The sequence below is a fragment of the Rhodospirillales bacterium genome, assembly GCA_014323865.1.
Lineage (GTDB): Bacteria > Pseudomonadota > Alphaproteobacteria > SP197 > SP197 > SP197.
Genome location: JACONG010000018.1, coordinates 58184 through 82751 on the forward strand (window position 1 = coordinate 58184; position 24568 = coordinate 82751).

Annotated in this window: 24 protein-coding genes; 16 read left to right on the forward strand and 8 right to left on the reverse strand. The window is 63.7% G+C overall.

What is annotated here, in order from left to right; genetic code table 11:
* Positions 1 to 53 precede the first annotated feature (53 nt).
* The 5 genes from GDA49_13945 to GDA49_13965 all read left to right on the forward strand — a co-directional run bounded on the left by GDA49_13945 (position 54) and on the right by GDA49_13965 (position 5346).
* On the forward strand, positions 54 to 803 hold the full coding sequence (locus GDA49_13945; protein MBC6441474.1) for a hypothetical protein: 750 nt from the start codon (positions 54 to 56) through the stop codon (positions 801 to 803).
* A 119-nt stretch (positions 804 to 922) separates the two neighbouring features.
* Complete coding sequence (locus GDA49_13950) at positions 923 to 1459, forward strand: phasin family protein (protein ID MBC6441475.1); 537 nt, start codon at positions 923 to 925, stop codon at positions 1457 to 1459.
* 714 nt (positions 1460 to 2173) lie between these two features.
* Positions 2174 to 2500, forward strand: a complete 327-nt coding sequence (gene clpS / locus GDA49_13955) for an ATP-dependent Clp protease adapter ClpS (protein ID MBC6441476.1) — start codon at positions 2174 to 2176, stop codon at positions 2498 to 2500.
* 6 nt (positions 2501 to 2506) lie between these two features.
* Positions 2507 to 4822 (forward strand): ATP-dependent Clp protease ATP-binding subunit ClpA, encoded by a 2316-nt coding sequence (gene clpA, locus GDA49_13960; GenBank protein ID MBC6441477.1) that lies wholly within the window; start codon positions 2507 to 2509, stop codon positions 4820 to 4822.
* Between the two features lie 56 nt (positions 4823 to 4878).
* The gene (locus GDA49_13965; protein ID MBC6441478.1) at positions 4879 to 5346 is read left to right on the forward strand and encodes a tryptophan-rich sensory protein; all 468 of its coding nucleotides are present in this window, start codon (positions 4879 to 4881) and stop codon (positions 5344 to 5346) included.
* A 303-nt stretch (positions 5347 to 5649) separates the two neighbouring features.
* Here the strand turns inward: GDA49_13965 and GDA49_13970 are convergent, their stop codons facing one another.
* From GDA49_13970 to GDA49_13980, 3 genes are read right to left on the reverse strand one after another with little or no spacing between them, the layout of a single operon-like run.
* Entirely contained in the window at positions 5650 to 6048 is a 399-nt protein-coding gene (locus tag GDA49_13970; GenBank protein MBC6441479.1) for a glutathione peroxidase, read from the reverse strand.
* Between the two features lie 56 nt (positions 6049 to 6104).
* Positions 6105 to 6707, reverse strand: coding sequence for a cupin domain-containing protein (locus tag GDA49_13975; protein MBC6441480.1), 603 nt, complete (start codon positions 6705 to 6707; stop codon positions 6105 to 6107).
* Between the two features lie 53 nt (positions 6708 to 6760).
* Positions 6761 to 7342 carry a sigma-70 family RNA polymerase sigma factor gene (locus GDA49_13980; protein MBC6441481.1) on the reverse strand — a complete coding sequence of 194 codons (582 nt, stop codon included), beginning with the start codon at positions 7340 to 7342 and terminating at the stop codon, positions 6761 to 6763.
* A 176-nt stretch (positions 7343 to 7518) separates the two neighbouring features.
* Between GDA49_13980 and GDA49_13985 the strand changes: the two genes are divergently transcribed.
* From GDA49_13985 to GDA49_14005, 5 genes are read left to right on the forward strand one after another with little or no spacing between them, the layout of a single operon-like run.
* Complete coding sequence (locus tag GDA49_13985) at positions 7519 to 8844, forward strand: FAD-dependent oxidoreductase (protein MBC6441482.1); 1326 nt, start codon at positions 7519 to 7521, stop codon at positions 8842 to 8844.
* Complete coding sequence (locus GDA49_13990; GenBank protein MBC6441483.1) at positions 8844 to 9626, forward strand: DUF1365 domain-containing protein; 783 nt, start codon at positions 8844 to 8846, stop codon at positions 9624 to 9626. Before GDA49_13985 ends, GDA49_13990 begins: the two co-directional genes overlap by 1 nt.
* Positions 9623 to 10315, forward strand: a complete 693-nt coding sequence (locus tag GDA49_13995; GenBank protein ID MBC6441484.1) for a hypothetical protein — start codon at positions 9623 to 9625, stop codon at positions 10313 to 10315. The genes GDA49_13990 and GDA49_13995 overlap by 4 nt, the downstream gene beginning before the upstream one ends.
* A gap of 4 nt (positions 10316 to 10319) precedes the next feature.
* Positions 10320 to 11087: an SDR family NAD(P)-dependent oxidoreductase gene (locus GDA49_14000; protein ID MBC6441485.1), complete on the forward strand. Its 768-nt coding sequence runs from the start codon at positions 10320 to 10322 to the stop codon at positions 11085 to 11087.
* Positions 11084 to 11530 (forward strand): nuclear transport factor 2 family protein, encoded by a 447-nt coding sequence (locus GDA49_14005; protein ID MBC6441486.1) that lies wholly within the window; start codon positions 11084 to 11086, stop codon positions 11528 to 11530. The genes GDA49_14000 and GDA49_14005 overlap by 4 nt, the downstream gene beginning before the upstream one ends.
* Here GDA49_14005 and GDA49_14010 read toward each other — a convergent pair.
* The 5 genes from GDA49_14010 to GDA49_14030 all read right to left on the reverse strand — a co-directional run bounded on the left by GDA49_14010 (position 11524) and on the right by GDA49_14030 (position 17466).
* The gene (locus GDA49_14010; protein ID MBC6441487.1) at positions 11524 to 11997 is read right to left on the reverse strand and encodes a DUF3833 family protein; all 474 of its coding nucleotides are present in this window, start codon (positions 11995 to 11997) and stop codon (positions 11524 to 11526) included. The two genes, GDA49_14005 and GDA49_14010, sit on opposite strands and share 7 nt — an antisense overlap.
* Positions 11994 to 13205 (reverse strand): class I SAM-dependent methyltransferase, encoded by a 1212-nt coding sequence (locus GDA49_14015; GenBank protein MBC6441488.1) that lies wholly within the window; start codon positions 13203 to 13205, stop codon positions 11994 to 11996. Before GDA49_14015 ends, GDA49_14010 begins: the two co-directional genes overlap by 4 nt.
* A 73-nt stretch (positions 13206 to 13278) precedes the next feature.
* Positions 13279 to 14610 carry an MFS transporter gene (locus GDA49_14020; GenBank protein ID MBC6441489.1) on the reverse strand — a complete coding sequence of 444 codons (1332 nt, stop codon included), beginning with the start codon at positions 14608 to 14610 and terminating at the stop codon, positions 13279 to 13281.
* Between the two features lie 257 nt (positions 14611 to 14867).
* The gene (locus tag GDA49_14025) at positions 14868 to 15572 is read right to left on the reverse strand and encodes an ankyrin repeat domain-containing protein (protein ID MBC6441490.1); all 705 of its coding nucleotides are present in this window, start codon (positions 15570 to 15572) and stop codon (positions 14868 to 14870) included.
* A gap of 364 nt (positions 15573 to 15936) precedes the next feature.
* On the reverse strand, positions 15937 to 17466 hold the full coding sequence (locus GDA49_14030) for an ankyrin repeat domain-containing protein (protein MBC6441491.1): 1530 nt from the start codon (positions 17464 to 17466) through the stop codon (positions 15937 to 15939).
* A 326-nt stretch (positions 17467 to 17792) separates the two neighbouring features.
* Here GDA49_14030 and GDA49_14035 point away from each other — a divergent pair, with 326 nt between their 5' ends.
* From GDA49_14035 to ccoP, 6 genes are all read left to right on the forward strand, one after another.
* A complete protein-coding gene (locus tag GDA49_14035) occupies positions 17793 to 19181 on the forward strand; it encodes an aminotransferase (GenBank protein MBC6441492.1) in 1389 nt (462 codons plus the stop codon).
* 137 nt (positions 19182 to 19318) lie between these two features.
* Positions 19319 to 20953 carry a choline dehydrogenase gene (locus GDA49_14040; protein ID MBC6441493.1) on the forward strand — a complete coding sequence of 545 codons (1635 nt, stop codon included), beginning with the start codon at positions 19319 to 19321 and terminating at the stop codon, positions 20951 to 20953.
* A 386-nt stretch (positions 20954 to 21339) separates the two neighbouring features.
* Positions 21340 to 22806: a cytochrome-c oxidase, cbb3-type subunit I gene (gene ccoN / locus GDA49_14045; GenBank protein MBC6441494.1), complete on the forward strand. Its 1467-nt coding sequence runs from the start codon at positions 21340 to 21342 to the stop codon at positions 22804 to 22806.
* Positions 22807 to 22821: 15 nt separating this feature from the next.
* Positions 22822 to 23556, forward strand: coding sequence for a cytochrome-c oxidase, cbb3-type subunit II (gene ccoO / locus GDA49_14050; protein ID MBC6441495.1), 735 nt, complete (start codon positions 22822 to 22824; stop codon positions 23554 to 23556).
* Entirely contained in the window at positions 23553 to 23714 is a 162-nt protein-coding gene (locus tag GDA49_14055; protein ID MBC6441496.1) for a cbb3-type cytochrome c oxidase subunit 3, read from the forward strand. The genes ccoO and GDA49_14055 overlap by 4 nt, the downstream gene beginning before the upstream one ends.
* Before the next feature lie 3 nt (positions 23715 to 23717).
* Positions 23718 to 24566, forward strand: a complete 849-nt coding sequence (gene ccoP / locus GDA49_14060) for a cytochrome-c oxidase, cbb3-type subunit III (GenBank protein ID MBC6441497.1) — start codon at positions 23718 to 23720, stop codon at positions 24564 to 24566.
* Positions 24567 to 24568: the final 2 nt, after the last annotated feature.

Sequence of the window (24568 nt, forward strand, 5' to 3'; positions counted from 1 at the left end):
TTGGCTGTCAATCGCCGCTTGCCCGAACACGTTGCGATCCTGTGATCCGCGCCATGGCAGAGCTCTATCACTCCTCGATCTACAAGGCTGACAGCCACGTTGACAGCTGCTCGGCCGCGTGTGCCGGGCTGGAGGTCGAAGGCTGGGGGCCGCTGTCCTCGGATGCACGCTGCGAAGTTGCCGTGATCGGCGGTGGCTCCACCGGTATGGAAACTGCGTTGCATCTGGCGTGCGACTACAATGTCAATGGATCCCATGACCGCCTGTGTCTGATCTACAACGCCGACTTCAACAACGAGACCCGGACCTTCGATTTTGTCGCGCAGCCAGGCGGCGGGGCATCGTTGACGTCGCAGCGCTGGTCGACCGCTGGGACGTTCGTTGCAACCGGCAGCAGCATTCTCGGCGCGCTTGAGCCCCAGAGCGCCAACGCAGCCGTCACACCGGATCAGATGAACGGTCTCGTCACGGCGCTTGATGCCAGCGACTTCTACGGATCGCCGCCAGTGGGCACGACGTTGCGGTCCGACGACGACTTCTGGTCGAGCGTTGCCTGCCTCGACGGACAATTCATGGTCCAGGCCTATCCGAGAGACAGGCTCGATCGGGTTGCCTTCACGCAGGCCTTGAAGGCCCTTGATCCGATCGGACGTCCGCTGCCGCCGGTCGTCCTCAAGAGCCTGCCGCCGCTGAACTCCGTCGGGCAGCAGGGGAGGAACAGAGGCGTGCGGCAGGGCGGCAGCGAACTCTATTACTCTGCCGCGGTCGGCGAGGACAGCATCACGGCACGTTGGATAAACTGAGAATGCTGCACTGCACAAATTTGCTGCGCCGCACAATTTCCTCTTGAATCATAATCTCCTTAGGGGCATATGGATCTCAATGTTGCAGTGCAACATAAACCAGACAGGAGTACGCTCACATGGCCACCACCAAGACCAAGACGGCTCAGAACGCCGTTCCGCAGATTGACGAAGCGATCGACACCGGCATGAAGGTTGCCGAGAACGTCGTGAAGTCGAACACCGAAGCCGCCCAGAAGGGCTTCGAGACCATCGTTTCCATGGGCCGTGAGGCCATCGATAACGCCTGCAAGGCTGGCGGCGAGGTCAAGGGCTTCGAAAAGGTTGCCGATCTTCCGAAGGCCAATTTCGAGGCCATGGTCGAGGCCGGCAATGCCTTCGTGAAGGGCATTGATGTCATGAACGGCCGCATGTTCGAGATCGCCCGCGTCCAGATCAACGAGGGAGTCGAGACGCAGAAAGCCATTTTCGGCGCCAAGACCTTCCAGGAAGCGATGGAGATCCAGCAGGATTTCGTCAAGAAGTCGATGGACCGCGCCATGCACGACGGCATCGAGTTCTCGAATGCCTGGATGAAAGTTGCGACCGAAGCCGGTGAGCCGATCGGCCGCCGCGTGTCGGACATGATCGCCGAGGCCGGCCAGAAGGCTGCCTGACGAGTTAAGTTCTGTACCTGTTGCGAAAGGCCCGGGCCATGATCCCGGGCCTTTTGTTTTGCCGCCTGGTCAGCCGGTCATGGACTCGCTGTCGATCTTGCCCGAGAGCGGATCCAGCCAGTCACAGAGACCGCCGCCATTTTCGCGACCAGCCCGGTGACCGGCGTCAGGACCAACACGATCTGTGTCACCTGCATGGTCACGCGACTTCCTGCCATCACACCTGCCATCACACCTGCCATCACAAGGGACAGCATATCGCGTCCCAGATGATCGGTTCCCGTGGGATGCGCTAACGCGATCGAAACGCCCCGATCGATCAGTGTTCTGGCGGCGCTGAGACCTGCGGCGCCGGCCCCCGATCACAACGACGTCGGGATTGGTCGAAAGGCCGGAGAAGGTCGGCGTTGCTGCAAACGCCATGGTCCCCGCGAGCGCGAAGCGCCGCGAAATGAGCAGCGTGTCGGTCTGCTTCTGTCGCATGGTGATGCCTTCTTCTGCAGCGTAAAGTATCGCAACAATTTACTGATCGCTTCCAACGGCGATCGCGTAGTCATCCCGTTGGCTCGTGACCACGCCATCGGTCGACATCGTGGACGGAATGAGGCGCAAGCCCTGTCAACCCTTTCAAACGAAGCGGGACTTCCAATATGATCGGTCCCGATGGATGCCCGCACGGTGATCGAACCTGCCGACATGCTTACGATCCGTTCCATGAGCGATGACAAGCGCCGCGATGACAGCCGCCCGGAAACCGGTGTTGTCACACGGACTCGTCCGAAGACGCAGAAGCCTTCGATGTACAAGGTTCTGCTGTTGAACGATGACTACACACCGATGGAGTTTGTCGTTCATGTTCTGCAGAAGTTCTTCCACAAGAACACTGACGACGCCACGACCATCATGCTGCATGTCCATCAGCACGGCGTCGGAATCTGCGGCGTCTATCCGTTTGATGTTGCGGAAACCAAAGTTACCCAAGTCATAGACTATGCCCGGCAGAACGAGCATCCTCTGCAGGCGACCCTCGAAAAGGACTGAGAATTCATGCTCTCGGCCAATCTGGAACGCACACTGCGCAACGCTCTGGCCTTCGCCAACGAGCGTAAGCACGAGTACGCTACGCTTGAGCATCTTCTGCTGGCGTTGACAGAGGATGATGACGCGATCTCGGTCATGCGTGCCTGCAACGTCGACGTCGACCGCATTCGTGACGAGGTTGAAGACTTCGTCGATCACGAGCTTGCTGGCCTGGTGGTCGATGGCTTCGTCGAGGCCAAGCCGACGGCCGGGTTCCAGCGCGCGCTGCAGCGCGCCGCGATGCATGTGCAGTCTTCGGGCCGGGACGAGGTGACCGGGGCGAACGTGCTGGTGGCCCTTTTCTCCGAACGCGAGAGCCATGCGGTCTACTTCCTGCAGCAGCAGGATATGACCCGTCTCAATGCGGTGAGCTACATCAGCCACGGTGTCGCCAAGGTTCCGGGCGAGAGCGAGCCCAGGACGGTGCGGGGCACCGAGGAGGAAGAAGAGCCGGTCAGGCAGGGTGCCGAGGCGCTCGACGCGTACTGCGTCAACCTCAACGCCAAGGCGGAATCCGGCAGGATTGATCCGCTTGTCGGTCGTGACCGGGAGGTCGAGCGCACCATCCAGGTGCTGTGTCGCCGCACGAAGAACAATCCGCTCTACGTCGGTGATCCCGGCGTCGGCAAGACCGCCATCGCCGAAGGCCTGGCCAAGCGTATCGTCGAGAACGATGTTCCGACCGTTCTGCAGGGTTGCACCATCTACGCGCTTGACATGGGCGCGCTTCTCGCGGGAACCCGCTACCGCGGTGATTTCGAAGAACGCCTGAAGGCTGTTGTCTCGTCGCTGGAGTCGGATCCCAGTGCGATCATGTTCATCGACGAGATCCACACGGTGATCGGTGCGGGCGCCACGTCAGGCGGCGCCATGGATGCATCGAACATGCTGAAGCCGGCGTTGCAGGCCGGCTCGCTGCGCTGCATGGGGTCAACCACCTACAAGGAGTTCCGCAACAATTTCGAAAAGGACCGCGCGCTGGCCCGCCGCTTCCAGAAGATCGATGTGGCCGAACCCTCGGTGCCGGATGCGGTGAAGATCCTCAAGGGCCTGAAGCCCTGCTATGAGGACTTCCACCAGATCCGCTACACGAACGACGCCATCAGAGCTGCCGTCGAGTTGAGCGACAAGTACATCCACGATCGCAAGCTGCCGGACAAGGCTATCGACGTGATGGACGAGGTCGGTGCCGCGCAGATGCTGGTGCCGGAGAACCGTCGCAGGAAGACGATCGGTGTGCGTGACGTCGAGACGGTCATCGCGCGCATGGCCCGCATCCCCCCGAAGAACGTCTCGCGTCAGGACAAGGCCTCGCTCGCGACGTTGTCAGAACAGCTCAAGTCCGTGGTCTTTGGCCAGGACAATGCGATCGACGCGTTGGCGGACGCCATCAAGCTGTCGCGTGCCGGCTTGCGAGAGCCCGAGAAGCCGATCGGCAGCTACCTCTTCGCAGGACCGACCGGTGTCGGCAAGACCGAGGTCGCCCGTCAGCTCGCCGACATCATGGGCGTCGAGCTCGTGCGCTTCGACATGTCCGAATACATGGAGCGCCACACGGTCTCCCGCCTGATCGGTGCACCTCCGGGCTATGTCGGCTTCGATCAGGGCGGCCTGCTGACCGACGCCGTCGACCAGAATCCCCATGTCGTGCTGCTGCTCGACGAGATCGAGAAGGCCCATCCCGATCTCTTCAACGTGCTGCTGCAGATCATGGACTACGGCAAGCTGACCGATCACAACGGCAAGAAGATCGACTTCCGCAACGTCATCCTGATCATGACGACCAACGCTGGCGCGGTCGATCTTGCGCGCCCCGCGGTGGGCTTTGGCCGCACCAGGCGCGAGGGCGAGGACACCGAGGCGATCGAGAAGCTGTTCACGCCCGAGTTCCGGAACCGGCTCGATGCGGTCGTGAGTTTTGCCGCGCTGTCGCGTGAGACGATTGGCCACGTGGTCGACAAGTTCGTCAAGGGGCTTGAGGTGCAGCTCGCCGATCGTGGTGTCACGATCGAGCTTTCCGACGAGGCGCGCGACTGGCTCGGACGCCACGGCTACGACGAGAACTTCGGTGCCCGGCCCCTGGCACGCGTGATCCAGGAGAAGATCAAGAAGCCGCTCGCCGATGAACTGCTGTTCGGTAATCTTGTCGGCGGCGGACGGGTTCGCGTCATCGCCGGTGAGAACGACACGCTCGACTTCGAGTTTCTGACGCGCGATTTCATGAAGGGCGACACGAAGAAGTTGCGGCGTGGTCGCAAGAAGACTGAGAAGGTGACGCGCTGAAAGCCTGACGGGCGTCAGCCATTCCCATGGACGAGAGGCTTGCCTGCAGGCCGAGAATGCGGCGCTGGTTCTTGCTGGTCGGTTTTGTCGCCCTCACGATGGCGGCGTCAGGCCTTGCCAGGATACCGGTCGATGCCGAGGCCATGGCCTGGTACGACGAACTCAGCATCGCACCATGGAACCCCGGATCGTGGTTTTTCCCTGCCGTCTGGGGAATCCTCTACACCCTGCTAGGTATCGCGCTTTGGATGATCTGGACGGCAGGGCCCGGTGAGCCGCGCAATGCGGCGCTTTGGGTCTTTGCTCTGCAGTTCTCGCTCAATGTGGCGTGGACTTGGATCTTCTTCGGTCTCCAGGCGCCGTTTCCGGCACTTCTCGAAATCGCAACGCTGATTGGCACCATCGTCTGGTCGATCCGCATGGCATGGTGGGTCGCGCCGTTCGCATCGCTTGTGATGCTTCCCTACCTAGCATGGGTCTGCATCGCTGCGACCCTGAACGCCTGGGTGGCCTTTGCGAACTGAAGGTCCACGTATGCTCCGAGCCGCCGGCCGGTACGCCTCAGGCCCAAAACCTGCCAGGGGGCAGGCGCGGCGGGAACCCATGGGCAGCCAATGCCGGTGTGGCGACCGAGTGCGGATCTGATAGGTGCGGCTACGCGTCGGTCAATCTGAACGACTACGGCGTTCGTGAGCAGGAGGGCGTGCTGGACACCTTGAGCGGGGGCGGGGGAGGCAGATGTCCAGCACGACCATGATCGCCCATACCAGGGCTCAAGATGATACGCGGCGGCAAAGATGCTGGATCAGCGCCCCGGTGTGGATCGCTCAGCCGTCCTGGAGCTGGCGTTCGATTTCTTCAACCAAGAATGCCGAATCCGGCGCCTTGACACGGGAGTACAAGGCCACCGAGTGACCGTGGCTCCCGATCAGGTACTTGCAGAAGTTCCAGCGTGGCTGTCCGAGGAACCCCGACTCCCGGGCGATCCAGGCGAACAGGCGATGGGCATCGTCACGCTTCGCCGCCTGACCCGTGAGCATCGGGAAGTTGGTGCCGTAGTTGATCTCGCAGAACGACTTGATTTCACTGTCGCTCGCATACTCTTGGCTGCCGAAGTCGTCCGAGGGAACGCCGGGAACCACCAGACCATCGTCGGCGCAACGCTGCCACAGGAACTGCAGAGCCTCGTACCGGGGCGTAAGGCCGCAGAGCGACGCCGTGTTCACGACAAGCGCGATCCACCCTGTAGACTGCTGCGCCGTCCCTTGACCGTGCCTTGCACCTAGATCCGTACGAACGGATTGATCAGGCGGCCAAGCGGGCCGGTCAGTCGAAGCGGGGCCGACGTGACCGCAAGGCAGATGCAGGGCCCGCCCTCGTCGGCAACAGGCCGATGGTCGAGCTCGCCGTCCGCCAGCTGGAGATCGCCGCGCAGGTAGTGGCCGGTGGCATCGCTGAAGCCACCGTCCAGGACAAGGGTCAACTCGCTGCCGTGGTGGCTGTGCTGGGGCACGCCCTGTCCCGGAGCGATGCGAAACAGACGAACCTTGTGGTCATCCTCGCTTGCGGGCAGGAACACGGTTTCGACCGAACCGCGACGGCTCCAGGGCAACTCGTCGCCAAAAGCCGACAGACGATCCCGCAGCGGTCGAGGGAAACGGGAGAGTGACGGCGGAGCCGGCACAGGCGCAGTAACGAGTGGCGCATCGCGCGGCTCATCAGCGAGCCGGGCCATCAGCGCATCAAACCCTTGGGCAGCAGAAGCGGGGGCGTCGCTGGTCTCGACCAGAGCGCCGCCGATCTCTTCCATTGTGGCCACCTCACGGCGGCACATAGGGCAGAGCGCCAGATGGGTCGCGATGATCAGCGAGAAATCCTCGCTCATGTTCCCCGTTGCATAGTCGAGCAGCAGGGCATGATCGGGATGGTGAGAAGCGTTCACTGCAGTCCCTCCATGGCATGACGCAGCTTGTTGAGAGCCAGGCGAAGCCGCGATTTCACGGTTCCCAGGGGCAGGCCAAGCTCGTCAGCGATTTCCGAATGTGACATGTCACGCTGGTACGCCATGGCAATCAGATCGGATTGCTCCTTCGGCAGCGTTGTGACCGCATTGGCCAGCAGGCGTGACATTTGGCTGTGATTGGCCCGCTCATCGGGAAGCGGGCTGTGGTCGGCCTCCTCCGGAACCGTCGCCGGATCGTTGATGTCGACCTCGGGACGCGCCCGTCGCGCCAGATCGATCCTGCGGTTGCGGGCAATGGTGAAAATCCAGGTCGACGCCGACGCCTTCGACGGATCGAAGGTCGATGAACGGCGCCATACGCTGGCGAACACGTCCTGAACCACGTCCTCCGCCAGGGCAGGCGAACTGTTCTTGCGTAGGAGAAAGGAATGCAGACGCGGCGCAAAGTGCTCGAAAAGGCGGCGAAACGCCACCCGATCGCCATTGCGACCAACGGCCACGAGATCGCTTTCGTGCGGTCCAAGCTTGGATACGCGCTGTTCCGGGCCGCAGAGCATGAACCTGTCTAAACCGGCTGGATTGCCACCAGCAAATCCACTTTCGACGCTGTGATCAAGCATTTTGCCTCCCGAACAACAAAAGCATTACGCATACGGCGGCGACATGGATCAGAATAAGGTGTGATCCGTGGTCTTGGGATATGCGAACAACATTGGAGTTGCGGGGTCACACCATGAAAATTGCAGTCATCGGTGCCGGAATCGCCGGTCTCGGTGCGGCTTGGGCCCTGTCCCGTGGCCACGCCGTGACGCTGCTCGAAGCGGAAGGGCGGCCGGGTGGCCATGCCCATACGCAGGACATTTCGGTGGCTGGCAAGCCCGTGTCCGTCGACACGGGTTTCATTGTCTACAACACGTTGAATTACCCGCACCTGAACCGTCTCTTCGAGCACCTCGCGGTGCCCAACATGGAAAGCGACATGTCGTTTGCCGTCTCGCTTGATGACGGCGGTTGGGAGATGGCAGGGCGTCCCCTGGGGCTCTTCGGCTCCCCCGGACAGCTTGTCAGCCGATCGCACTGGGCCCTCCTGGCCAATGCCGTGCGGTTCTTCCGGCAGGCCGAGGCTGTGCTGGACGATCCTGCCACGGACAGTGAGGCGCTGGGCCCCTGGCTCGCACGACATGGCTACCACGAACACTTCGTGCGGCGCTTCCTCGCGCCCATGGCCGGTGCGATCTGGTCGTCCAGTCTCAATGACATCATGGACTATCCCGTGCGTTCCTTCGTTGCGTTCTTTCGCAATCATCAGCTGCTGAAGTTCTCAGGACGGGTTCGTTGGCGAACAGTCTCCGGCGGCAGCGCAAACTACGTCTCCCGCCTGCTCGACGACTTCGACGGCGGATTGCATCTCTCTGCACCCGTTGCCGCGGTCCGCGTCGAGGCGGGGCGTCCGTGTGTTGAATTGGCCAATGGCTACAGTGTGTCCTATGATGCGGTGGTCATGGCCACGCATGGAGATCAGTCGGCGCGTCTTCTGGCCGGTGACCCCGATCGGGAGCGGTCGTCGGTGCTCGGCGCTTTCCGCTATCAGCCCAACGAGGCCTGGCTCCATCGCGACCCCGCGCTGATGCCCAGGCGCCAGCGCCTCTGGTCGAGCTGGAACTACCTCGGCAGCAGGACGGGCGAGGGTGATCGCAGGATCGCTGTGAGCTACTGGATGAACCGCTTGCAGGAGCTCGACACCACGCAGGACATCCTTGTCACGCTCAACCCGCCGCGAGCGCCTCGCGATGAGCTCGTGTTCGCACGCATGACCTACGATCACCCGCAGTTCGATCTCGGTGCCTTGCGTGCCCGGGAGAGCCTTGGCGGCCTGCAGGGCCGTGACGGTCTCTGGTTCTGCGGCAGCTACACCGGTAACGGATTTCACGAGGACGGTCTTCGCTCCGGCCTCCAGGTGGCCGCCGCGCTGGGATCGCCTGCGCCGTGGTGGAGCGCGGCGGACGACCGGCTGGCACCGTGGATCGCCGCGCCTGCGCCGCCGGCCAAGGCTGCGTGATGTCGCGCTGGAGCAGCTGTGTCTACGTCGGGCAGGTCATGCACCATCGCCTGGTGCCTCGCCGACACCGCTTTGTCTATGATGCGTTCACCATGTTGCTCGACATCGACGAGATGGTATCGCTCGACGCGAGCTCGCGGCTGTTCGGCCACAACCGCCCTGCGCCGATCGCCTTCCATGATCGTGACCACGGTCCGTGTGACGGCACGAGCCTGCGGGACTGGGCCGAAAGCGGAATCAGGCGTGCGGGACTGCCGGTTCCGGGTGGCCCGATCCGTTTGCTTTGCCTGCCGCGTGTCCTCGGCTTCGCCTTCAACCCCTTGACAATCTGGCTCTGCCACGACCGCGACGACCGCCTGGCCGTGGTGATCTACGAGGTCCGCAACACCTTCGGGGAACGCCGGAGTTATCTGATCCCGGTTTCGGGTGACGAGGACGTCGTGCGCCAGTCATGCCCCAAGGCGCTTCATGTTTCTCCGTTCTTCCCGGTCGACGGAAGCTACAGCTTTCGCCTGACCCCGCCGGACGAGAGGTTCAACGTACAGATCCGCTATGCACTCGACGGCGATACAAGACTGATCGCCGTGCAGACCGGTGAGCGGCGCGCACTGGAAGACGGGGCGCTGGCCCGCGCACTGGCCCGGTTCCCCCTGATGACGTTCAAGGTGATTGCCGCGATCCATTTCGAAGCGCTGCGCCTCTGGTTCAAGCGCGTCCCCCTGTTCCGACATCGCCCGGCCGCCGCGCCGGACATCGTCGCTGAAACCGGAGCATCAGGATGACCAGGACATCTCGTCGTACGTTCCTCGGCGCTGCGACCTGCGCCTTGCTGCATCGCCCGGCCGTCTCGGCAGCAACCGATAGCGAGCTTGTGTTCGACGTCTATCGAGACGATGAACCCATCGGCGTCCACGGCCTCAGCTTCCACCGGGAAGGGGACGATCTGGTCGTTGACATCACGATCGACCTGGAGGTCGTCTTCGCGTGGGTGACGGTGTTCCGCTACACCCATCAGAACCGCGAAGTGTGGCGCGATGGCCGGCTGCAGCGTCTGGATTCCGCGACCCACGATGACGGTACCGATCACATCGTTTCCATCCGGCGTGAGGCCGACGAGCTCGTCATCGATGCTGACGGCACCCGCAACGTCGCACCCGGTCACCTGCTCACGACCGGCTATTGGCATCCCGGGACGCCCGAGCAGTCGATGCTGGTCGGCACGCAGAAGGGCCGGATCCTCAAGATCGCGTATCGCGCCCAGGGCAGTGAGACGATCACGGTGGCCGGTGCGCCGGCAGAGGCACGCCGCTTCGACGTCTCGGGCGATCTCCGGATGACCATGTGGTACGGTGCCGACGGCCTATGGAACGGAATGGCGTTTGATGCCCGGGGCTCCGACATCGACTACCGTGTGCGGACCCGCCCCGATGACATGGCCTGGAACGCCATTGTCGCGCAGACAACGATCTGATCGCATGCCGATCGATTCCTCGGGCAAGCGTTGTGTCTGGGTCACGGGCGCGAGCAGCGGTATTGGCGAAGCGCTTGCCAAGCGCCTGGCGGCCGATGGCTACGTGGTTGCGGTCAGCGCGCGCAACGCCGACGCTTTGGCCGCCCTTGCGGATACGCCGAGGCTCGGCCGGATCGTACCGTTTCCGCTCGATGTCACCGATGCCGCCAAGGTCGCGGAGACGGTCGAAGAGATCGAACGGCATTGTGGTGAACTCCACACGGCTGTCCTGAACGCGGGCACTTACCAGTCCATGGCCGCGACGGCGTTCAGTGCCGACGAGGCGCGCCGGCAGATTGATGTCAATCTCGGTGGGATCGTCAACGCGCTTGAGCCTCTGCTCGAGCGCATGTGCGCCCGGCAACGGGGTCACATCGCACTTGTCGGTTCGCTCACCAGCCGTTTCGGCTTGCCCAATGCCGGTGTTTATGGCGCTACCAAAGCGGCACTGGTCAACCTGGCCGAAGCGCTTCGGGTCGAATGCGCACGGGACGGAATCACGATCCAGATCGTGAACCCTGGTTTCGTGAAGACGCCCCTGACCGACAAGAACAGCTTCCCCATGCCGTTTCTCGTCCCCGTCGACCGTGCCGCCGGGATCATTGCCGAGCGCCTGCACGGCGATCGGTTCGAGGTGGCATTTCCCTGGCAAATGTCATGCGCGATGGGTCTTCTCGGCAAGCTGCCGCGATTCCTGGCCTTCGCAGTTACGCGACGAATGGTGGGGTCTTGACGCGGCTCGAAACCCTCCGCGCTTACGCCGAGTTCTTCGAGAAACTCACGGTAGAAACAGAAACGCTCGTCCGCCTGGACGATCTGGTGACCGACGGCGTGCGTTTTGTCGATCCCTTCCATGACATACGGGGCCGTGAGGCCATGAAGAGGGTTCTGGCGTCGATGCTGCGCATGTCACCCGACGTGCGGTTCCGGGTTCATGATCTGGCCGTGGGCGATGAACAGGGATTTCTGAGCTGGACCATGACGGGGACTGTTCGTCGGCGGTGTCTCGTCATCGACGGTGCGAGCGTTGTGGTGTTTGGAGGCGATGACCGAATTGCCGAACACCTCGATCGCTGGGACTCCGCATCCACGATCCTGACGCATGTTCCCGTCCTGCGTTCCATCCTCCGTGCGATCAACACCCGCATTGCACGGGCGGCCAATCGTGATCAGTGACTGGCGGTCTCGTCGCGCCTGAAGGCGATGACGATCTCGCCGAACCGGATACCGAACTTCCTGATGTCGGCACGGCTGAGCATGATGTCGTGGTCGGCCAGCACCATCCAGTCGTCGAACGACACCTTTACCCGGCGACCGCCCACCGGCAGCATCATGTCGTAGCTCCACCGCAGCATCGGTCCTTCAAGCCTGCCGCTGGCTTGGTCGAGGATATCGTCAGCCACGCCGGACAGCGATGCACCATCCTGCTCAATCGTCCAGACGCGCGTGTCACGCTCGCCATCGTCGAATACGAAGGACTCATCAAGCACGAGACGGTCGTCGTATCTCGTGCCGACAATGCCGGCCCGGAAGCGGCGGCGGACCCGGCCTCTCCGATCGATCACCATGCCCCAGGCCGTCGTCGATCCATCGAAGAATCGCGCCAGCTCGAGCCGCTGGGGGAAGGTCATCGGTTCGGTCACGATCGATCCAGTGCAAAGAGGCCGACATTGATGCGGCCGGTGTCGAATCCCACTTCGCAGTAGGTCAGGTAGTAGAGCCACATGCGACGGAACCGCTCGTCGAACGACGCCGACTCGATGGAGGGCCAGGCCTCTTCGAACGCATGGCGCCAACGGCGAAGGGTCTCCGCGTAATCGGCACCGAAGCTGTGGATCGCGGTGCAATCGAGCCCTACGTCACGCCCCGCGGCTTCGATGCGGGAGGGCGTCGGAAGCATGCCACCGGGGAAGATGTAGGTCTGTATGAAGTCGGCACGCCGGCGGTAGGTCTCGAACATGTCCTCGTGGATCGTGATGACCTGGAGAACGGCACGACCGCCGGGTGTCAGACGATCGTGAAGCGCCCGGGCATAGACCGGCCAGAAACGCTCGCCGACGGCCTCCATCATTTCGATCGAGACGATCCGGTCGAACTGGCCGTCGATATCGCGATAATCGACGAGCCGCACGTCGATCCTGTCATCCAGGCCCGCTGCGGAGACGTGTGCGCATGTCGCGTCGTACTGAGCCCGGGAGATGGTGATGGCGGTGACACGGCAGCCGATCGTGCTGGCAGACCGGATGGCGAACCCGCCCCAGCCGCAGCCGACCTCGAGCACATGATGGTGCGGTTCGATTTCGGCCATCTCGGCGATGCGGGCATACTTCGCGTTCTGGGCATCCTCCAGAGGGCGGCTGAAGTCGCCTTCGAAGAGCGCGGACGAATAGGTCATCGTCGGGTCGAGCCAGGCACCGTAGAACGCGTTCGAAAGGTCGTAGTGGCGACGGATATTCCTGCGCGAGCCGCTACGCGTGTTCGGCCGCAGGCGGTGCCCCAGGGTCGAGAGGCGGTTGGAGAAGCCACCCTTCAGAACCGGCACCAGCGAGGCTTCGTTCACGATGGCCCATTCCATGACGGCCCGCAGATCGGGCGTGTTGCACTCGCCGGCCATGTAGGACTCAGCGAAACCCACGACGCCGCGCCGCCGGATACGCCAAAGCAGACGCGGTGAACGCACCTCCAGCTCGGCAGCCGGGCCGGGCAACCGATGCTGGATCGTCACGCCGGCCATGCCGGGAAGCGAAAGGTGGATCGAGCCGTACGCCGCGCGTCGCGCCATGCCCTTGGCGATCGGACGCCAGGCGAAGGACAGCGGGGTCGGCAAGAGCGTTTCGGTTTGCGATGTCATGGACTGTGCTACGCGTCAGTTGAACAGGCGGATGACCCTGGGATCGTCAATCCTTGCAGCATTCGCGGGTCGCTCACCGAACCTGACCGGCACTGCGCAGGGCGAGCTCTGAACGTATGCTGTCATGCACATCGCGCGTGATGGCATAGTTCCGCAGCATGGCGACGGCCGCCAGCTTGAGCGCAATCGGCAGACCGCCATAGAGCAGGGCCAGAACGAAGACGGAGTCCTCGCGGTTGACGCCTGCGGCGTCGAAACCGGCGAGGTCGAGGAGCGGAAACGCGAGGCCGACCGCAAAAGCGAACGAGAGCTTTGTCGCCATGCCCCAGAGCGCAAAGAACAGGCCTGCCCGCCGGTGGCCGGTGCGGTGTTCGTCCCATTCGATCAGGTCGGCCTGAAGCGCCGACGGAAGAACCAAATCCGCCCCGGCCAGCAGGCCGACCGCCAGCGTGATGGCGATAAAGCTGGCGAGGTCGCCGGGCCCCAGGAAGACGGCCCAGACAAACGAGAGTGAGGCGGCCACCATCGCGGTGCGCCAGCTTGCGCACTTGCCCCAGCGGCGCGAGGCAGCAACCCAGAACGGCACCGACACGGCTGCGGCACCGAAGTAGAGCAGCAGGAGGAGCGGCATCGCTTCGGGCCGCTCCAGCACATGGCCGACATAGAGCACGAACAGGGTCGCGGGAATCGCGTTCGCCGTGCCGTTCACGAGGAAGGCCGTCAGGAGGGAGCGGAACGGCGAGCGTTGGCGCAACAGGTTCCAGGTGGCGCGCCAGCCAGCCTCAGGCATCGAGACACGCGCCCGGTCAGGCACGACCAGCACAGTCCAGACGACGGCGACGATCAGGAGGGTCGAGCCGATGATCGCGCTTGTCGAGAGTGTCGGGCCAAGCCCGGTCGCGCTGTTTCCGGACATGAAGGCCGGCACGCTCAGAACGCCAAGCGTCCCCATGAGACCGAATGCCGCGCGGGTTCCGGTCACCCTGCTGCGCTGGTGGTAATCCGGCGACAGCTCGGCACCCCAGGCGTTCATGGGCACGATCACCATGGTGCCAGCGAGGTAGAGAACCGCCGTCCAGATCATGAGATGGCCGGCTCCCGCACCCTCGGGCGGCATGAAGAGCTGCATCGTGGCAAGGGCGATGACGGGACAACCGACGACGATCCAGGCACGGCGACGCCCCAGACAGCCGGGTGTCCGGTCCGAGAAGTAGCCAATGACGGGATCCGTCACGGCGTCCCAGAGCCGGGCCATCAGCAGGATCCCGCCCACGGCGGTCAGGCTCATGCCGGGATTTGTGGCATAGAAGGTTGGAACATGGACCTGCAGGCACAGAAAGATCGCTGCCAGGGGAAAGGCGAGCGAGCCGTGTGCGGCAAGAATGGATACCGGAAGACGCATCATTGCCCGTCCCGACGATCGGCATCCGATACGTCAGACAGCCGCTTTCGGATCGCCTTCGGCGGCGTGACGCCGGCCGATCCGAGCACCTGTCCGGGGCGCCCCGGCCATCCGGGTCTGTGTGCGCTCACGGTGCAACGCTGGGCCGACCGCGAGGGTGTGGCGTTACCGCATGAAAGAGCGCGAAGCCGTGGCCTGTGCAGCAAGATCGACAGGACGTGTGCCGCCGTCGTTTCGCGCCGCGATCCCGGCCCCGCCGGTCAGTCATACCGCGCTTCGTTCAGCGTCCAGAAGACGGGATGGTTGCGCACCGCTTCGTTGTCTTCGGCAAGATCGACGGCGAGCCTGCCGTCTTCGGTCTGCGCCCTGATGTCGGCCCCGGCGGCGATCAGGGCCTCCACGGTCTCCGCTGTGTCGTAAGCCGCCGCCCGGTGCAGCGGTGTCCATCCGTCGATAGTACCCCGCGCCTCAATGTCGGCCCCGGCGGCGGTCAGAGCCTGCACGGTCTCCGCCGCTGCCAAGTGCAGCGGTGTAAATTCAAAGATGCCTTCCCGCACCCCGATGTCGGCCCCGGCGGCGATCAGGGCCTCCACCATCTCCGCTGTGCCGAAGGCTGCCGCCCGGTGCAGCGGTGTCCATCCGGATCCGGCTCGCGCCTCAATGTTGGCCCCTGCGTCGATCAGGGCCTGCACGGTCTCCACTGTGCCGCTACCCGCCGCCAAGTGCAGCGGTGTCCCTCCGTGTGTGTCCCGCGCTCCGATATCGGCCCCGGCGGCGATGCAGCGTTCCACGGCCGGCAGGTCCGCACCGTCCCAGAACGCCTCCTCCGTCCAGTTGCATCCGACGACCTGCGCCCCGGCCTGGCCGGTCAGCATCAGTGTTGCCAGGATTGCGCCCACGATTCCGTGGCGGGTCCTGCCACGCACATCTTGTGTTTCGGTGCCCCGTGTTCCGGTGCAAATCATTCTCTCGTCTCCTCATGTCGATCCAAAGGGCATGTTCATCCAAATGGTTCGGTGGCTTGACATTCACGCACCCCTGAACAGCCCGAACGTCAGGAGCCGATGTCGATCTGTGTTCGATCCATGTTCGCTGCCGGCGCAATCTAGGGCACGGGGATGCATCGGTCAATCGCCTCACTCTGTTGCCACCCATGCGCGATTGCGCCCGGGCTTCCGGCTGGAAGATCGTGCCGTCGATCGTGCAATTCGGCCCCGGCGGCTCGGCCCCGGCGGCGACCGAGGCATCGATTCCTTACCATGTCGCCGGCTTCCATGTCGCCGGAAGCCGCTGCCATGTGCAGCGGGGTCATGCCAGGCTGGGCGATGCTCATTCGCTCGTCTCCCCGGTCGCCTCCTTGAGTTTCTCGAACACGGCATGATCGAGAATGGCTTCGTTATTCCTGGCGAGATCGACAGGAAGCGCGCCGTATCTGTCCCGCGCGCGGATATCGGCCCCTGCGTCGATCAGGGTCTGCACGGTCTCCGCTGTGCCGCCACTCGCCGCCCAGTGCAGCGGTGTCGCTCCGTATTCGTCGTCCCGCGCCCCGATATCGGCTCCGGCGTCGATCAGGGTCTGCACGGTCTCCGCTGTGCCGCGACTCGCGGCCCAGTGCAGCGGTGTCGCTCCGCCTTCGTCGTTCCGCGCTCCGATATCGGCCCCTGCGTCGATCAGGGCCTTCACGCTCTCCGCTCTGCTGAATTGTGCCGCGAAGTGCAGCGCTGTCCATCCGTATTTGTCCCGCGCCCTGATATCGGCCCCTGCGTCGATCAGGGCCTTCACGGTCTCCGCTGTGCCGTTACTCGCGGCCCAGTGCAGCGGTGTCGCTCCGTCTTCGTCGTCCCGCGCGCGGATGTCTGCCCCTGCGTCGATCAGGGCCTTCACGCTCTCCACTCTGCTGAATTGTGCCGCGAAGTGCAGCGCTGTCCATCCGTATTTGTCCCGCGCGCGGATATCGGCCCCTGCGTCGATCAGGGCCTTCACGCTCTCCGCTGTGCCGTCACGCGCGGCCCAGTGCAGCGGTGTCGCTCCGTCTTCGTCGTCCTGCGCCCCGATATCGGCCCCTGCGTCGATCAGTGCCTTCACAGTCTCCGCTGTGCTGAATTGTGCCGCGAAGTGCAGCGCTGTCCATCCGTCTTCGCTCCGCGCACGGATGTCTGCCCCTGCGTCGATCAGGGTCTGCACGGTCTCCGCTGTGCCGTCACGCGCGGCCCAGTGCAGCGGTGTCCCTCCGTATTCGGCGTCCTGCGCATCGAGATCGGCCCCGGCCTCGATCAGGGCCTTCACAGTCTCCGCTGTGCTGAATTGTGCCGCGAAGTGCAGCGCTGTCCATCCGTCTTCGCTCCGCGCGCGGATGTCTGCCCCGGCCTCGATCAGGGCCTGCACGGTCTCCGCTGTGCCGAATTCCACCGCGAAGTGCAGCGGTGTCCATCCGTCTTTGCTCTGCGCGCGGATGTCTGCCCCTGCGTCGATCAGGGCCTGCACGGTCTCCGCTGTGCCCTCACTCGCCGCCCAGTGCAGCGGTGTCCCTCCGTATTCGGCGTCCTGCGCATCGAGATCGGCCCCGGCTTCGATCAGGGCTTCCACGGTCTCCGCCCTGCCGCCAACCGCCGCCCAGTGCAACAGTGTCCCTCCATATTCGTTGTCCCGCGCATCAAGATCGGTCCCGGCGGCGATGCAGCGTTCCACGGCCAGCGGGCCCGCGCCGTCCCGGAACGCTTCTTCTGTCCAGTCGCATCCGTCGGTCTCCACCCCGGCCGTTCTGTCGGTCTCCACCCCGGCCGTTCTGTCGGTCTCCACCCCGGCCGTTCTGTCGGTCTCCACCCCGGCCGTGCAGCCCAGCATAAGCGTTGCCAGCATGGCGCCCGCGATTCCGTGTCGGATCCTGCCACGCACATCCCGTGTCCCGGTGCCAGTCATTCTCTCGTCTCCTCAACCATATTGATTCCTGATCCAGGGGGTTCGGTCGACTGACGTTCACGCATACCTCGCTCACGCACATCCTCTATAGCTCGAACGTCAGAGCCCAATGTCGATAGACAGGTGCTGTCGGTGCAATGTTAGGGCACGGGGAATGCATCGGGCAATCGCCTTATACTGTATACTGTTGCCACCCATGCGCGATTGCGCCTAAGGTTCCGGCCTGACGACGAAAGGCCGCGATGCCGGCCGAAGAGGGGCAGACCATGGACGACGGCCACGTCAGCCAGAACCTGACCGACGAGATTCTCAAGCTCGACGAACATCTCGTTCATTCCTTCGCGGACCTTCACGGCCTGAAGCAGGACGGCGCGCGGACCGTCATCGCCGAGGCCGATGGTGCCTATGTCTACGACGGCGACGGCAACCGCATGCTCGACGGAATCGGCGGGCTGTGGTGTGTGAATGTCGGGCATGGCCGGCGCGAGATCATCGATGCCATTGCCGAACAGCTCCGGAAGCTCGACTACTACTCGACCTTTTACAACCTGACACATCCTTCGGCCGCACGGCTCTCGGAGAAGGTCACCTCGCTGGCACCGGGCGATCTCAACCACGTCTATTTCGGCAACTCGGGCTCGGTCGCGAACGATACCGCCATCCGTATCCTGCACCACTATCATATGCGCAAGGGCCAGCCCTCGAAGCGCAGGATTCTGTCGCGGGTCGGCGCCTATCACGGTTCGACGCATCTCGCGATCGCCATGACGACGCCGGCCTATCGCGACGGCTGGTATTCGGCCGAAGACCTGGTGCATCACCTCTCGTCGCCCTATCCCTACCGTCGGCCCGACGGCATGACGGTCGAGGCGTTCTGCGATCACCTGTGCCAGGAGATGCGCGACACCATCGAGGCAATAGGTGCGGAGAACATCGCGGCCTTCATTGCGGAACCGATCATGGGTGCCGGCGGCGTCATCGTGCCGCCCGACGGCTATCACAAGCGCACCCGCGAGATCTGCGCCGAATACGACATCAAGATGATCGCCGACGAGGTCGTCACCGCCTTCGGCCGCCTCGGCCATTTCTTCGCATCCCGGGATGTCTACGGCATCCAGCCCGATATCATTTCTTCCGCGAAGGGCCTGACGTCAGGCTATCAGCCGCTGTCGGGCACATTCCTCAGTGAGGAGATCTTCGACGTCGTCTCGGGCGAGGGCGGCGTCTTCCTCCATGGCATGACCTATTCCGGCCATCCCGCAGCCTGCGCGGCGGGTCTCGCCAACATTGCGATCATGGAGAACGAGGACCTTTGCGGCCATGTCCGGGAGTTCGGGCCGAAGTTCGAGACCGCGCTCCACAAGCTTGAGGACCTCGACGTCGTCGGCGAGGTGCGCGGCAGCCACTTCATGCAGGGCGTGGAGTTCGTCAGGGACAAAAAGACCAGGGAGCCGTTCCCGCTGGAGGCCAACATCGGCGGTCGCATCGCCGGACATGCCCAGCAGCGTGGCCTGATCGTCCGCCCGCTGGGTCACATGGCGGTGCTGTCGCCGCCGCTCATCCTGGGCCAGTCCGAGATCGATTTCATCGAACAGACCATGCGCGCCGCGATCCGGGCGAGCATGGACGAGGTCGCCCGCGAAGGCCTGATGTAGGCCCGCGTCTGGGGCCTTCTCGGTTGGCCGTGCGCGCCATGGATCGCCCACTTGTGCCGCGCTGACCCTGCCCGGGGATCAAGGCAAACCGTAACGGGGCCGGGGCCTGATGCCCGGTCGGGATGGCAAGGGGTGAGATGGCAAGCTACGACTACATCATCATCGGTGCCGGTTCGGCGGGCTGTGTGCTGGCCAGCAAACTGAGTGCCGACGGGTACCATTCGGTTCTGGTTCTCGAGGCCGGGCCGATGGATCGCAGCCTGATGATCCACATGCCCGCCGGGGTCTACAAGGCACACAAGGACCCTGCGATCAACTGGAACTACCGGACCGAACCGGAACCGGACGCACACAACCGCCAGATCGAGATGCCCCGCGGCAGGGTGGTCGGCGGCTCGTCATCGATCAACTCGATGGTCTACATGCGCGGTCAGCCGCAGGACTACGACCGCTGGGCCGACGAACCGGGCTTAACGGAATGGCGCTACGCGAACTGTCTGCCGTATTTCAAGGCAGGTGAGACCAGCGACCGGGGCGCGAGCGACTGGCGCGGCGGCGACGGCCCGCTCGGCGTGACGCGCGGATCGACCGAAAACCCGCTCTACGACACCTTTCTCGAAGCCGGCGGCCAGGCCGGGCAGGGACAGACCGACGACGCAAACGGCTATCAGCCGGAAGGGGTGACGCGCCTCGATGCCACCAGGCGCAACGGCCGGCGTTGCAGTGCCGCGGTTGCGCATCTGCGGCCGTCGCTCGCGCGCTCCAACCTGACGCTTCGGACCGGGGCGATGGTTCAGCGCATCGTCATCGACGGCAATCGCGCCTCAGGCGTGGTGTTCGATCATCGCGGCGAGCGGCACACGGTCGAGGCCGGGAAGGAGGTGATCCTGTCGGGCGGCGCGATCAACTCGCCCCAGGCGCTGATGCTCTCGGGCATCGGGCCGGGCGATCACCTGCGCGCGCATGGCATCGATGTGCGCTGCGAACTTCCCGGCGTGGGTCAGAACCTGCAGGACCATGGCACGGTTGCTCTCTCGTGGTCGTGCACGAAGTCGTTCGCGATGCACCGTGTCGATCGTCCGCTCAACAGGCTGGCGGCCGGTGTGCAGTGGATGCTGACCCGGAAGGGGCTTGCGGCATCGAATATCTGGGAGGCCGGAGGCCTGATCCGGGGTAACGAGAACGTCGCCTATCCCAATCTGCAGTATCACTTCGGACCGACCGGCTACGAGTATGAGGGCACGACGATTCGGCTGAAACAGCAGTTCATGCTGCAGACCGACCAGTTGCGCCCGCGCAGCAAAGGCCACCTGGAACTGCGTTCGCCGGATCCCGGCGAGAAACCGGCCATGTTCTTCCGCTATCTCAGCGATCCGCACGACCTTGCCGAGCTGGTCGAGGGTGTGAAGAAGATGCGCGAGCTTGTGGCGCAGCCGGCCTTCGACGAACTGCGCGGTGTGGAAATCTCACCCGGACCCGACGTCAGGACGGATGAGGAGATCGCGAATGCCGTTCGTGCGCTCGTCACCACCGATTACCACCCGTGTGGAACGTGCCGCATGGGCGACGATGCTGATGCCGTCGTGGATTCGGAACTCAGGGTTCACGGCATGGAGGCGCTGCGCGTGGTCGATGCCTCCATCATGCCGCGCGTGATCAGCGCGAATCTCAACGCGCCGACGCAGATGATCGCCGCGCGCGCGGCCGACTGGATTCTCGGCAAACCGCAGCTTGCGCCTTTCGAGGCCTCGTTCGCGTTTCAGGAGGCTTGATGGACATCGACATGACGGTCCCGAACTGACAGTCCCGAATTGACGGTTCCGAGTGGCGGCTGATCCGATTGAAACGGTGTGGGGAGGTGTCGATGTCGGACATGGCTGAGGTGCGCCGTCCTCTGGAACGTCCCGAAGGGCACCACGACCGCCCGCCGTCGGGTCGCCTGACGGCGCGGCCGATCGTGTTCCGCGACGGGACCGGCGCTTGTGTGCCGGCCCACGGAAACGACAACTTGACCTGCATCAATGCTGCTGCCGGCTGCATTTGCGAAGATCGGCATTGACGGGAATCCAGGCCGTCCAGGGATCCGTTCGGTCGGTTCATCCTGACGCGCCTGGCTTCAATGTCCGGTCTCAAGGCCCGGTTTCAATGGAGGTGCCGCATGAGCGAGGCGATACAAACGGCCGAGGCTCCGGTCGTCTACAATGAGCAGGTCATCCGCCTGTTTTCGATCGCCACGGTTTTCTGGGGGGTCGTGGCCTTTCTCGCGGGTGTCTACATCGCCCTGCAGCTTGCCTGGCCGCAGCTCAATCTGGGCCTCGAATACACCAGCTTCGGACGGCTTCGCCCGCTTCACACGTCGGCCGCGATCTTCGCGTTCGGCGGCAATGCGCTTTTTGCGACATCGCTCTACTGCGTCCAGAGGACCTGTCGGGCCGCACTCTTCGGCGGGCCTACGGCTGCCAGCTTCCTGTTCTGGGGCTACCAGTTCTTCATCGTCATGGCGGCCTGGGGTTATGTGAACGGCATAACGCAGGGCCGTGAATATGCCGAGCCCGAGTGGATGGCCGATCTCTGGCTGACGGTCGTCTGGGTGGTCTACCTGGTCGTCTTCGCGGGCACGATCATGAAGCGCAGGGAGCCGCATATCTATGTGGCGAACTGGTTTTTCCTAGCCTTCATTCTGACCGTGGCGGTGCTCCACATCGTCAACAACCTGACGGTGCCGGTCAGTGTGGTCGGCATGAAGAGCTACTCGCTCTATGCCGGCGTTCAGGATGCGCTGACCCAGTGGTGGTATGCACACAACGCGGTGGGTTTCTTCCTGACCGCGGGCTTCCTGGGCATCATGTACTACTTCGTGCCCAAACAGGCGGAGCGGCCGATCTATTCGTACCGCCTGTCGATCGTGCACTTCTGGTCGCTCATCTTCCTGTACATCTGGGCCGGGCCCCATCACCTCCACTATACGGCTCTGCCCGAATGGTCGCAGACCCTGGGCATGATCTTCTCGGTCATGCTGTGGATGCCGAGCTGGGGCGGCATGATCAACGGCCTGATGACGCTGAAGGGCGCCTGGTGGAAACTCAGGACCGACCCCGTGCTGCGCATGATGGTCGTCTCGGTCGGCTTCTACGGCATGTCGACCTTCGAGGGCCCGATGATGTCGATCCGCGCGGTCAACAGCCTGAGCCATTACACCGACTGGACGATCGGCCATGTACACTCCGGTGCCCTGGGCTGGGTCGCCTACATCAGCTTCGGCGCGATGTACTACCTTTTCCCGAAGCTCTGGAAGCGCGACCGTCTCTACTCGATCCAGCTGGTCAACTGGCACTTCTGGATCTCGACCGTCGGTATCCTGCTCTACATCGCGACGATGTGGGTGACAGGCATCATGGAAGGCCTGATGTGGCGCACTTACGATGCCAACGGCTTTCTGCAGTACGCCTTCATCGAGACTGTCGATGCGAAGCACCCGTTCTACATCGTGCGTGCCCTGGGAGGCGTGCTCTTCCTGCTGGGTTCACTGATCATGGTTTACAACCTGTGGCGGACCGTGCGCGGCGACGTGCGCGAGGAACGGGTCGCCCGGCCGCCGCTCGCGGCTGCGCAGCCTGCCGAGTAAGGGGGGACGCGACCGATGTTGATGAAGCACCACGGAAAGATCGAACGGAACGTCACGCTGATGGCGGTCCTGGTCCTGATCACGATTTCGATCGGCGGTCTGGTGGAGATCGTGCCGCTCTATCTGATCAAGTCGACCATCGAGGAGGTTCAGGGTGTGCGTCCCTACAGTCCTCTGGAACTGCGCGGCCGCGACCTCTACATCCGCGAGGGATGTTACGTCTGCCACAGCCAGATGATCCGCCCGTTCCGCGACGAGGTGGAGCGCTACGGTCACTACAGCCTGGCGGCCGAGAGCATGTACGACCACCCGTTCCAGTGGGGTTCGAAACGCACCGGTCCCGATCTGGCGCGTGTGGGTGGCAAGTACTCGAACGAATGGCATGTCGAACACATGACCGACCCGCGCGGCGTCGTGCCCGAATCGATCATGCCGTCCTATCCGTTCCTCGCCGGGACCCTGCTCGAAACCGACGACATCGTTGCCCGGCTCGAGGCCAACATCGCCGTCGGCGTGCCCTACGAGCCCGAGATGGTCGAGAACGCCATGGCGGATCTCCACGCCCAGGCCGACCCGAATGCCGATCATGACGGTCTTCTGGCGCGTTATCCCAAGGCGGCGGTCGGCGACTTCGACGGCGATCCGACACGCCTGACCGAGATGGACGCCATGATTGCCTACATGCAGATCCTGGGTCGCATGGTCGACTTCGCGGATGCGGCAGTCGAGGACCTGGAGGCGACGCGATGAGCATCGAGGGTATCTACGGCTATATCCGCCAGCTCTGGGTCGTCTGGCTTGTCCTGCTGTTTGCCGGACTGATGATCTGGGTGTTTCTGCCGCGCAATCGCGAGCGTTTCCGCGACTGCGCGAACCTTCCCTTCAAGGATGATACCGAGGAGCGTTGAGCCATGGCGACGGAACGTGACGAACTGACCGGCGTCGAAACCACCGGTCACGAGTGGGACGGGCTCAGGGAGCTCAACAATCCACTGCCGAAGTGGTGGCTCTACGTGCTCTATGCCACAATCGTGTTCTCGGTGATCTACAGCCTGTTCGTGCCGCCGATCCCCGGCGTGCCCGGCATCCTGGACAACACGCGCAGCGTCGTGCGTCAGGATATTGCCGATGCGCGTGCGGCCCAGGGCGAGCAGCTCACCCGTATCGCCGAACTCTCGCTCGAAGAGATCCGTGCCGATGCCGGCCTGCGCGACTTCGTGCGCGCCGGTGGCGGCAGTGCCTTCGCCGAGAACTGCGCGCCGTGCCACGGTGCGGGGGGCGCGGGCGTGCCCGGTTTCCCGGCGCTGGTCGATGATGTCTGGATCTGGGGCGGTACGCTGGACGACATCCACCTCACCATCGTTCACGGTATCCGCAACGAGGACATCGACAGCCGATGGTCGGAGATGATCGCCTTCGGCCGTGACGGCATTCTCACGGATGCCGAGATCGACGATGTCGCCCATTTCACGCTTGCGATGAGCGGGATCGACGACGATCCGGAGGCTGCCGCCCGCGGTGAGCAGATCTACCTTGAGCAGTGTGCCGCCTGTCACGGTGATTCCGGCGAAGGCGACATGTTCCAGGGTGCACCGCGTCTGAACGATGCGGTCTGGCTCTACGGCGGAACCTTCGAAGAGGTCGTGGCGCAGATCCACGATCCCAGGCACGGCGTCATGCCGCCTTGGGCCGACCGTCTCGATGAGACGACGATCAAGATGCTGACGGTCTACGTTCACACCCTTGGCGGAGGTCAGTAGGA

What these genes read in the sequence shown, in the direction of transcription:
- GDA49_13945 (MBC6441474.1), top strand. Translation starts at nt 54, where the DNA reads ATGGCAGAGCTCTATCACTCCTCGATCTACAAGGCTGACAGCCACGTT.
- GDA49_13950 (MBC6441475.1), top strand. Translation starts at nt 923, where the DNA reads ATGGCCACCACCAAGACCAAGACGGCTCAGAACGCCGTTCCGCAGATT.
- clpS (MBC6441476.1), top strand. Translation starts at nt 2,174, where the DNA reads ATGAGCGATGACAAGCGCCGCGATGACAGCCGCCCGGAAACCGGTGTT.
- clpA (MBC6441477.1), top strand. Translation starts at nt 2,507, where the DNA reads ATGCTCTCGGCCAATCTGGAACGCACACTGCGCAACGCTCTGGCCTTC.
- GDA49_13965 (MBC6441478.1), top strand. Translation starts at nt 4,879, where the DNA reads ATGCGGCGCTGGTTCTTGCTGGTCGGTTTTGTCGCCCTCACGATGGCG.
- GDA49_13975 (MBC6441480.1), bottom strand. Translation starts at nt 6,707, where the DNA reads ATGAGCGAGGATTTCTCGCTGATCATCGCGACCCATCTGGCGCTCTGC.
- GDA49_13980 (MBC6441481.1), bottom strand. Translation starts at nt 7,342, where the DNA reads ATGCTCTGCGGCCCGGAACAGCGCGTATCCAAGCTTGGACCGCACGAA.
- GDA49_13985 (MBC6441482.1), top strand. Translation starts at nt 7,519, where the DNA reads ATGAAAATTGCAGTCATCGGTGCCGGAATCGCCGGTCTCGGTGCGGCT.
- GDA49_13990 (MBC6441483.1), top strand. Translation starts at nt 8,844, where the DNA reads ATGTCGCGCTGGAGCAGCTGTGTCTACGTCGGGCAGGTCATGCACCAT.
- GDA49_13995 (MBC6441484.1), top strand. Translation starts at nt 9,623, where the DNA reads ATGACCAGGACATCTCGTCGTACGTTCCTCGGCGCTGCGACCTGCGCC.
- GDA49_14000 (MBC6441485.1), top strand. Translation starts at nt 10,320, where the DNA reads ATGCCGATCGATTCCTCGGGCAAGCGTTGTGTCTGGGTCACGGGCGCG.
- GDA49_14015 (MBC6441488.1), bottom strand. Translation starts at nt 13,205, where the DNA reads ATGACATCGCAAACCGAAACGCTCTTGCCGACCCCGCTGTCCTTCGCC.
- GDA49_14020 (MBC6441489.1), bottom strand. Translation starts at nt 14,610, where the DNA reads ATGATGCGTCTTCCGGTATCCATTCTTGCCGCACACGGCTCGCTCGCC.
- GDA49_14025 (MBC6441490.1), bottom strand. Translation starts at nt 15,572, where the DNA reads ATGATTTGCACCGGAACACGGGGCACCGAAACACAAGATGTGCGTGGC.
- GDA49_14030 (MBC6441491.1), bottom strand. Translation starts at nt 17,466, where the DNA reads ATGCTGGCAACGCTTATGCTGGGCTGCACGGCCGGGGTGGAGACCGAC.
- GDA49_14035 (MBC6441492.1), top strand. Translation starts at nt 17,793, where the DNA reads ATGGACGACGGCCACGTCAGCCAGAACCTGACCGACGAGATTCTCAAG.
- GDA49_14040 (MBC6441493.1), top strand. Translation starts at nt 19,319, where the DNA reads ATGGCAAGCTACGACTACATCATCATCGGTGCCGGTTCGGCGGGCTGT.
- ccoN (MBC6441494.1), top strand. Translation starts at nt 21,340, where the DNA reads ATGAGCGAGGCGATACAAACGGCCGAGGCTCCGGTCGTCTACAATGAG.
- ccoO (MBC6441495.1), top strand. Translation starts at nt 22,822, where the DNA reads ATGTTGATGAAGCACCACGGAAAGATCGAACGGAACGTCACGCTGATG.
- GDA49_14055 (MBC6441496.1), top strand. Translation starts at nt 23,553, where the DNA reads ATGAGCATCGAGGGTATCTACGGCTATATCCGCCAGCTCTGGGTCGTC.
- ccoP (MBC6441497.1), top strand. Translation starts at nt 23,718, where the DNA reads ATGGCGACGGAACGTGACGAACTGACCGGCGTCGAAACCACCGGTCAC.